Origin of the sequence: Kitasatospora sp. NPDC056531, assembly GCF_042794375.1 — a bacterium.
Lineage (GTDB): Bacteria > Actinomycetota > Actinomycetes > Streptomycetales > Streptomycetaceae > Kitasatospora.
The window spans coordinates 59,013-64,906 of sequence record NZ_JBHTTU010000013.1 but is presented as its reverse complement, the minus strand read 5'-3'; the positions used below and the strand labels follow the sequence as shown (position 1 = coordinate 64,906).

The window sequence follows — 5,894 nt, the reverse complement described above, 5'->3', positions numbered from 1 at the left end:
AGTTCGGGGGGTGGTTGTTGCTTTGGGTGAGTTTTATGCACGCCCCCCCCCGCGAGCGGGGTAAGGTGTTCGGGGTGGGGGGGGAAGCCGCCCGGGCCCCCACTTTCGGTGTTGGGGCCGTGGGAGCACGATGACTAGTCGCCGGTGGTCAGCCCGGCGGTCAGGGTCCTGCTGCCGTCCGGGGTGGCGATCATCAGCGCGCCGTAGCCGCCGGGGGCGCCGCCGTTGTGGTGGACGATGGCGACGTCGTCGTTGTCCGGGCCCAACTCCTGGACGAACAGGCCCAGTCCGTAGCCGAGCATCCCGTGCGGCGTCCGCATCTCGTCCAGCAGTGCGGCCGGCAGGAGCCTGCCGCCGAGCAGCGCGGCGAGGTTGACGGGGGTGGGGGTTCAGAGGCTGCGGGCGGTGATGTCGCCGTGGTTGGTGGTGGCGTGGATGTCGAGGTCGGTGGTGCCGTTGTTGCGCAGGGAGTTGGTGACGCGGCCGTGGCTGGTGCCGGCGTCGAGGGAGGCGGAGGTGCCGGCGGCGGCGCCGACGGTGATGCTGCCCATCTCGGTGCGCAGGGTGAGGGTGCCTCGTACGGCCTCGGTGACGCGGATGTCGCCGCGGGCGGTGCTGATGGTGGCGGATCCGGTGAGGCGGCCGATCTCGATGTCGCCGTCGACGGCCTTCAGGCGCAGGCTCGCCGCCTCGTCGATCTTGATCTGGCGGTAGGCGCCCTCGAAGTCGACGTCGCCCAGGCGGCCGACGACGCGCAGTTCGCAGCTGTCGGTGCGGGCCTCGACGCGGGAGCCGGCGGGCAGTTGGACGGTGACCTCGACGGCGCCGGGGCCGAGCAGCTTGTTGGCGGGCTCGGCGGTGTGGATGCGCAGGACGCCGTCGGTGTAGGAGACGACGGCCTGCTCGGCGGTCTGGACGTCGCGGTTCTTGCCGGGGTTGGCGGGGCGGACCTCGACGGTGGTGTCGGTGCGGTCGGCGGCGATGAACTGGATGCGGCCGGCGGGGATGTCCAGGACGGTGGCGATCGGGGCGGCGGTGGCGAACTTCTGCATGGTTCCTTCTCCTTCTCCGGCGGCGGGCCGCTTGTCGGCCCGCTGTTTTCGACAACGGAAAAGCTACGTTGCGTTTGCATGTTCGGCAACAGATCTGTTGCGTCAAAGCGCCATAGCTGCAGGTAGATGCGGTGAAATCGTTGCAGTGGGCGTGAATCGAATGCAACGAGCACCACCCCGCTCGTTGCAATAGATGAAGAGTAAACGCTACTGCGGAGACGCCCCGCCCTCGGACCGGATATCCGGTGGCGCGCCCGATGGCGGACGGACAAGATCTCGGCATGCATGTCTTCCTTGAGACCGAGCGCCTCCTGCTCCGCCCGTTCACCGAAGCCGACGCCGACCACCTCTTCGCGCTGGACAACGACCCCGAAGTCATGCGCTTCATCAACGGCGGCAAGCCGACCAGCCTGGAGACGGTCCGGACGCGGATCCTGCCGCGCCTCCGCCACGACTACCCGTGCTTCGGCACCCGCGGCTTCTGGGCCGCCGAGGAGAAGGCCACCGGCGCCTTCCTGGGCTGGTTCGAGTTCCGCCCCCTCGACGAGCACAGCCCCGCCGTCGTGGAGCTCGGCTACCGGCTGAACCAGGCCGCCTGGGGCAGGGGCTACGCCACCGAGGGGTCGCGGGAGCTGATCGACAAGGGATTCACCGAGCTCCGCGTGGAACGGGTCACCGCCAACACCATGGCCGTCAACACCCGTTCCCGGCGCGTGATGGAGAAGTCCGGCCTGTCCTTCCTCCGGACCTTCACCGGCGACTGGCCGGACGCGATCCCCGGCTCCGAGCACGGCGAGGTCGAGTACGAGCTCACCCGGTCCGACTGGCAGCGGCGCCGGTAGCCGTCACCCGCCGGACGGCCTTCGCCCGTGCGACTGAACCGGTGCATCCCCTGGCCGGGGCGGCCGTTGAGCAGGCCATGGAGACCAGGACCTGGGCCGGGCTGCTCGCCGGCACCGCCGCGCTGGTGACGGGTGCGGCTCTCGCCCCCGTCGCCGGCGCGACCGGTTCGACGACCGCGCCGCACGATCCGTGCACCCGTACCGAGCTGTTCTTCGGCACCGAGCGGCCCGACGGCGGTCCCGCCGTCACGGACCAGGAGTTCCAGGACTTCGTCGACTCGGTGGTCACTCCTCGCTTCCCCGACGGTCTCACCGTCGAACAGGCGCGCGGCCAGTACCGGGACAGCCACGGCGTCATCGAGCATGAACGGTCCTACCTGGTCACGCTGGTGTACCCGACCCCCAAGGCGAAGCCGGCGGGCACCGCCGTCGAGGAGATCTGCCACGCCTACGACCAGCGCTTCCAGCAGGAGTCCGTGGGCCGGGTGGACGAGCCGGTCAAGGCGTCGTTCTGAGGCCACGGCCTCCGTGCCGGCCGAGCGCCATGGACTCATCGAACCGTTCTCGGCGACCGCACCGGCGGAGCAGCGGCGGTTCGCCGTGGCCGGTGCTGAAGACGGGAGGCGCACCGTGTACCGCGTGTGCCTCTCCGGGTCCAACCGACTACGAACGAGTTGCGCGCGGATCTCAACCCAGGCAGGAGCGCCTTGATTCAAAACTTCATGGTCCGAATATCGGGGCCGATGAAGAACTTCGCGATCGCGATCAGCACGGCCAGCTGAGCCAGTACGTAGGCGATCTGCGCGGAGAAGCCGCGGAGCCGGTAGATCGAGAGCAGCAGTCCGAAGCGGCTGGGCCACAGACGCCGCTCGGCGCGGAAGGTGTCCGCGTCCATGGCGAGGCTGGTGAGGGTCAGTACCAGAAGCATTTGGCAGATGGCGATGGCCCAGTTGCCGAGTGGCTGGTCGGTGAGGAGGTTGCCCAGGATCCCCAGGACGACCAGCAGGGTGTAGACGACGGCCAGGCTCAGGGCGCGTGTCGCGCCGCGGCGGCCTGGCAGCAGGCGCCAGAGCGCTCCCAGCACCAGGCCCGCGCCTGCCACGGTGAGCTCCCAGACCAAGAACTGCCGGATCATCTCGGGCGCCCCGAAGGAGTCCTGCGCGGTGTGCATCCATTGAGTTTGCTCCCCCTGGTAGGAGAACCAGAGGATGACGAGAGTGCCTGGAAGGCCGAAGGCGGCCGCCAGCAGGGCGGCCCTGCGGGCGTTCTTCCACCACCTGGCATGCGGGCCCCAGCTCAGGGCGACGTCCATGACCGTGAACTGGCCGGGCAGCCAGGGCCGTGCCGCGTTGGCGGTTCCGGTCGGCGACCGCCAGCGGTGCAGCCCGCTCAGCTCCCGTTCCACCGCGTGCCGTTCCTTCTCCGCCGCATGTCGGCTCGCGGCTCCCTCGCTCTTCCCCGGCCCCATGTCACGGAGCTCGTCGGTCAGCTCCCGGTAGCGGCGGGCACGCACGATGAGGTCGGAGCGGCCCGCCTCCGTGATCGCTTCGCTCAGCCTCGGAGTGTCCCCGCTTCCCTCAAGGCGATGGGCCAGGACCCCCCACCGCTTCCCGACCGCCAACAGGGCGTAGAGCCCGGCGATGTCCAGGACGAGCCAGAGGACAGCCGCGGCTTGGCTGCCTGCGAACGAGCCCTGGCGGTAGGCGACCACGACGGCGAAGAACACGGCGATCAGGAGGAGGTCCAGCCTGGTGGGATACGCACGTGGCACGGGGAACGCCAAGTCCCTGGCCCGCAGCAGGGCCGCGATGGCGATGCCGGTCAGCACCCAGGTCCCGGCGACGCACCATACGGGAATCTCGGTGGTGTAGGACACCAGATGCTCGCTCAGGAAGGAGCGGTGCTGCCAACCGTACTCCTGCACGGCGCGGTCGCTCAGCCAGCTGGCCCGCCCCCACCTGCGGTCCTGGGTCCACCACTCCCACCCCAGCAGGAGGAGGGTGACCACGGCCAGGACCGACCCGACGCGGCGTAGCCGCCAGGGTGACGTCGGTGGCCAGATCAGTCCGCCCTCACACGCGAGCCGCCAGATCCACAGCACCAGGCCGGTCAGCCACAGCCACAGGAACGCCGCGGTCATGACCGCCAGCGGGGCGAGGCCGTGGACGGGCCCGGTCCCGGGGGAGGAGAGCTTCTGGGGAAGGCCGAACAGGGACGGCCAGCCGGCTACTAGGCCGCCGGCCGCCGCCACCAGCGAGGCGGCCAGCAGCACCGACCTGTTCGGACGGGCGGTGGCCGTCAACGCCCAGCCGACCAGGAACCCGATCAGGATCATCCAACGCTGGCTGAGGAGCGCGTACTGCGGTGGCAGGAACGTCAGGCTGATGACGGCGCTGATCACACCCCACTGCAGCAGGACCGTGCTGCTGCAGACTTCGAGCCCGGTGGCCTCGGTGTGGGCCGGCCGGCGGCGGGCTCGTAGAGCGGCCACTACGACGATGACGGACACGACCACCCACCAGGTGGCCTGCCCGATCTTGTTGCTGACGAGAAATGCACTTCGGCCGCTCACCGCCGCCCATGCGCGTTGCCACGGGGGAGCCACCCGAACCGCCAGCAAGGAGCCCGGCTCCTGAGGCCGGTCGGGGTCGCCCCACCGCATGATCCCGTTGCCGGCGGTCGAGGGTTCGGGCACCACGCTGGATGCCTCCAGGCCGCCCAGATCGACCACGACCGAGTCCCAATGGGCCGCCACCAGAGCCGTCGGCGGAACGAGGGACAGCTTCCACTGGCCGGGGTGCACGTCGACTTCCCACGGCCCGACGCGGAACATGCCGCCTTGGTCGACCCAGAAGATCGTCGGGTACTCGACCTCGACCCAGTCAGGCTCGGCGCTCACCGTCGGATCGGACGAGCGCCACTCGTATTCGCGCAGGTACTGTTGCGGGGGCCGCCCCGGTTCCTGCTCGTCGCGCACGAGACAGCGCAGCGCATCGCGGTAGGCAACAGAACTCTTCTGCAGCAGCAGGCCCTCGGCATACTCCCAGGACCTGGGTACGCGGACGGTCATGACTCCCCGGCCCTCGGCCGTGTTGTGGGCGTGGTTGGCGAGTCTGAGTTCGACCTCCACATGGGCCGCGGTCAACTGCTCCGCATGGCAGCTGCTCGCGTACGGGGAATCCGCTCGGGCGGACTGTCCGCCCCAGAAAGTCAGGAAAACCAGCAACGGCGCGGCGCACAGTCCCCACCGGTACAGCGCGGTGCTGCGGACTCTCGCGTTGCGACCGTGCGACGGCGGCGAGGTGTTCGTGTTCACCTCGCCGCCGTCCTCGTTCTTCAACGCGGTGTGCTCCTGCTTCCCGGGCACCCGCTGATCGGACTGCACTGCAGGATCACCTGGTAGGCGTGGCTCTTGACCTCACCGCTGCCGCGTCCGGTCTTCACGAACCGCCACTGCGAGGGCTTGGTGTGACCGGTCGCGTCCGCCTTGTCGACCCGGATCTGGAGCGTGCGTGCCGCGAGGTCATGGGTCTCGACCAGGACCTCGTCGCACGCGACGGGAAAGTGCTCGTGCAGCAGACACAGGCCGAAACGGTCGAGATTCCCGTGCTTTTCCAGCACATCCACGAGATCGCGCACGAACTGGCTGTCCTGCGGACCCAGTCCCTCGGCTTCCTCGAACGTCGGAAGTGGCTGCCCGGGAGTGGTCGCCGGATTTCCCATGAATCGCTCCTCAATGTCATCTGAGTGGCTTTCGGAAGCCTAGGTTCGTTGACAAACGGCCGCAAGCCGACACCCCGCAGGGACGGCCGGCAGCCCGGCGGACCCCTGCTCCAGGCGGCCGAATGCAACCTCCCCTCTTGCGTGGGAAGTCGGCCTGGTCGACTTCCCACGAACGAAGGCTTGGAGCGACGTCGGGCATTTGTTGGAGGAGAAACGGGGGGGTTCGGCGGGAATTGTGGGGAGGGGCTAGCCGAGAAGGGTGCCCGCCCCCCGTATC

6 protein-coding genes are annotated in these 5,894 nt (G+C 69.3%); 2 read left to right on the top strand and 4 right to left on the bottom strand.

Annotated elements, in window-relative coordinates; translation table 11 throughout:
* Positions 1-134: 134 nt before the first annotated feature.
* Together ACFQ87_RS15160 and ACFQ87_RS15155 are read right to left on the bottom strand one after the other, a co-directional pair.
* A complete protein-coding gene (locus ACFQ87_RS15160; RefSeq protein WP_380611196.1) occupies positions 135-320 on the bottom strand; it encodes a hypothetical protein in 186 nt (61 codons plus the stop codon).
* Between the two features lie 69 nt (positions 321-389).
* Positions 390-1,052, bottom strand: coding sequence for a DUF4097 family beta strand repeat-containing protein (locus ACFQ87_RS15155; RefSeq protein WP_380611195.1), 663 nt, complete (start codon positions 1,050-1,052; stop codon positions 390-392).
* 281 nt (positions 1,053-1,333) lie between these two features.
* Between ACFQ87_RS15155 and ACFQ87_RS15150 the strand changes: the two genes are divergently transcribed.
* Complete coding sequence (locus tag ACFQ87_RS15150) at positions 1,334-1,894, top strand: GNAT family N-acetyltransferase (RefSeq protein ID WP_380611194.1); 561 nt, start codon at positions 1,334-1,336, stop codon at positions 1,892-1,894.
* A 77-nt stretch (positions 1,895-1,971) separates the two neighbouring features.
* The gene (locus ACFQ87_RS15145) at positions 1,972-2,409 is read left to right on the top strand and encodes a DUF3574 domain-containing protein (protein WP_380611193.1); all 438 of its coding nucleotides are present in this window, start codon (positions 1,972-1,974) and stop codon (positions 2,407-2,409) included.
* Positions 2,410-2,606: 197 nt separating this feature from the next.
* On the opposite strand, the gene ACFQ87_RS15140 is transcribed toward ACFQ87_RS15145, so the two are convergent.
* Together ACFQ87_RS15140 and ACFQ87_RS15135 are read right to left on the bottom strand one after the other, a co-directional pair.
* A complete protein-coding gene (locus tag ACFQ87_RS15140; RefSeq protein ID WP_380611192.1) occupies positions 2,607-5,261 on the bottom strand; it encodes a DUF6185 family protein in 2,655 nt (884 codons plus the stop codon).
* Positions 5,231-5,617: a hypothetical protein gene (locus tag ACFQ87_RS15135; protein WP_380611191.1), complete on the bottom strand. Its 387-nt coding sequence runs from the start codon at positions 5,615-5,617 to the stop codon at positions 5,231-5,233. Before ACFQ87_RS15135 ends, ACFQ87_RS15140 begins: the two co-directional genes overlap by 31 nt.
* Positions 5,618-5,894 lie beyond the last annotated feature (277 nt).